This is a genomic window from Kitasatospora sp. NPDC093558, from assembly GCF_040683475.1.
Taxonomy (GTDB): domain Bacteria; phylum Actinomycetota; class Actinomycetes; order Streptomycetales; family Streptomycetaceae; genus Kitasatospora.
Map to the genome: position 1 here is coordinate 1 of NZ_JBFBDY010000899.1, position 2,160 is coordinate 2,160.

Annotated in this window: 2 protein-coding genes; one reads left to right on the plus strand and one right to left on the minus strand. The window is 73.5% G+C overall.

From position 1 onward, the window contains the following. Positions 1–111: 111 nt before the first annotated feature. Positions 112–1,419, minus strand: a complete 1,308-nt coding sequence (locus AB0O00_RS36690) for an ABC transporter substrate-binding protein (RefSeq protein WP_363659035.1) — start codon at positions 1,417–1,419, stop codon at positions 112–114. 176 nt (positions 1,420–1,595) lie between these two features. On the opposite strand from AB0O00_RS36690, the gene AB0O00_RS36695 reads away from it, so the two are divergent. Continuing rightward, positions 1,596–2,111, plus strand: a complete 516-nt coding sequence (locus AB0O00_RS36695) for a hypothetical protein (RefSeq protein ID WP_363659036.1) — start codon at positions 1,596–1,598, stop codon at positions 2,109–2,111. The last annotated feature ends 49 nt before the right edge of the window (positions 2,112–2,160 follow it).

A 2,160-nucleotide genomic window follows, 5' to 3' on the forward strand; every position in this document is an offset into this window, starting at 1 on the left:
CCGGTGTTTCCTCCGGATGCGCCCCCCGCCCCGCGGGGCCCCCCCGGGGGCCGGGCCCCGTGCCGGGGGGGGGGGGGGCCCCCCCCGCGGGGGGGGGCGGCCCGCCCACCGTCACGCCGGGGGCTTGCTGCCCGTGAGCACCCAGCGGACGTCGACGAAGCCCGGCTGCTGCAGGGTCATCCGGCCGCCCTTCACCACCTGGTAGGTGACCCAGGTGTTCACCAGCCGCGGCGACTCGGTGCTGGGCAGCATGTTGGTGGTGCCCCAGCTCAGCGGCGGTGTGAGACCGACGTCGACGCCCTCGCCGCCGTCCAGCAGGGCGGTGATCGTCTTCGCGCCGACGGCCTTGCCGGCCGCGGTCAGCTTGTCCGAGACCACGCGGAACACCTCGTACGCGACCCAGGTGGTCTCCACGCCGGGGTCGGACACGTCTATGGTCCGGCCGCCGCCGACGTCGCCGCGCACGACCTCGCGCAGCCCGTCCCACACCTTCGCCGACTCCGGCGGGTACCAGCTGGTGACGAACGCGCCGCCCAGCGGGCCGCTGTCGCCGCCGGTGGAGTCGACCACCGACTGCTGCACGCTGCCGATCACCGAGGCGATCCTGGTGTTCTTCGTGCCCAGCCGCCGGTAGGCGTCCAGCAGGTTGCCGGTCGGCTCGGCGCCGAGCGCGACGGTCACGCAGTTGCCCGGCTCGTCCTTGCCGACCGCCTTGCGCACCACCGGCGTGTAGTCGTTGGACTTCTCGGGCGCCTTGACGTCGAACAGCTTGAGCCCGGCCGGCTTGAGCGCGTTGGCCAGGTAGCCGAGCAGGTTGTCGCCGGCCGGGGTGTCCGGGCGCACCAGGGAAACGTATCTGCACCCGGCGTCGACCAGCTGGCGGCCGCTGCCGCCGATCAGGGCGGGCATGCCGCCGTCCACCGGGTAGGACAGCGGGCTGCTGAACTCCGGCTGGGAGAGCCCGTAGCCGCCGATCAGCGGGATCCCGGCGCGCTCCAGGACGGGCATGAAGGCGTCGCCCCACTGGCTGTAGGAGCCGATGACGGCGACCGCACCGTTGTCCACCGCCTGCTGCGCGCACGCCTTGGCGCCCTCGGCGTCGTTGTGCTCGTTGCAGGTGAGCACCCGGAGCCGGCGTCCGTTTAACCCGCCCTTGTTGTTCACGTCGCGTCCGATGGCCTCGGCGAGCGCGGTCATGCCGGGCCGGTCGGCCGAGCCGGTGCCGGCCGGTGCCCAGGTCATGACGGTGAGCTCGGCGCCGGTCGTGGCATCGGCCGGTCCGCCGCACGCGGAGGCCGAGAAGAGGGTGGGGAGCAGGGCCGCGGCGGTCGCGGCGGCGGCGATCGGGCGGCGTCGCGCGATCCGGCGGTGCCGCGCGATCTGGTTCCTGGCCTGGGAGTCGTCCCTTCGGCGGGTCATCGGTCTTCCCTCTCTGGGGCGCCCTCCGGCGCACCGGACCAAGCCAAGCCCTGGCGCCACAAGCTCAGAGGGCGGAAATGTGAACTCCCGGCAAACGGGTCCCGAACTCCCGACGGGAACGCGTGTAGATCCCGCGAGTGGAGCACGAACAGCACGGGAACGTACGATCGCTCCTCATGTCCGCCAGCACAGATTCTTCGCACCGGTCCGCCCGAAACCCTTCTCGTCCGGGCCACCGCTCCAGCACGATGGGCGGCATGCCGCTCAACGACCTGCCCTGGTGGCGCTGGCGAGCCCGACTGCGCTCGGCCCTGCACATGCTGTCCGACCCCGCCTTCCAGCAGGAGGCCTGGCTGACCGGCCGGGAGGGGTACGGGGACGTGACCGACGCCGTCTACCGCCTGGTGGAGGACACCTGGCTGGACCGCTGGTCCGCCGAGAAGTACATCGGCGCGATCTTCCGCGACGCTGCGGAGGCCGCCCTGGTGGACGTCGCCGTGCTGCGGGTGGTCAGCCTGCTGCACGAGGTCGGCGCCGACGCCCCGGCCACCGCCTACTTCGGGCACCCCGGCTGGCCGGAGGCCGTCCGGGCCGCGCGGGAGGCGCACGTGCTGCTGGCGGTCAACGACGGGGACGACCCGGACGCGGCGCCCAAGTCGCTGGACGTGCTGCGGATCGTGACCTCGGTCTGAGCCCGGCGGGCCCCGGTGCCCGTACTGCGGGACGGTCGGTGCCGTCCCG

Bases quoted from the DNA above. Each gene is read 5' to 3' on its own strand.
- AB0O00_RS36690 (WP_363659035.1), bottom strand. From the start codon at position 1,419: ATGACCCGCCGAAGGGACGACTCCCAGGCCAGGAACCAGATCGCGCGG.
- AB0O00_RS36695 (WP_363659036.1), top strand. From the start codon at position 1,596: ATGTCCGCCAGCACAGATTCTTCGCACCGGTCCGCCCGAAACCCTTCT.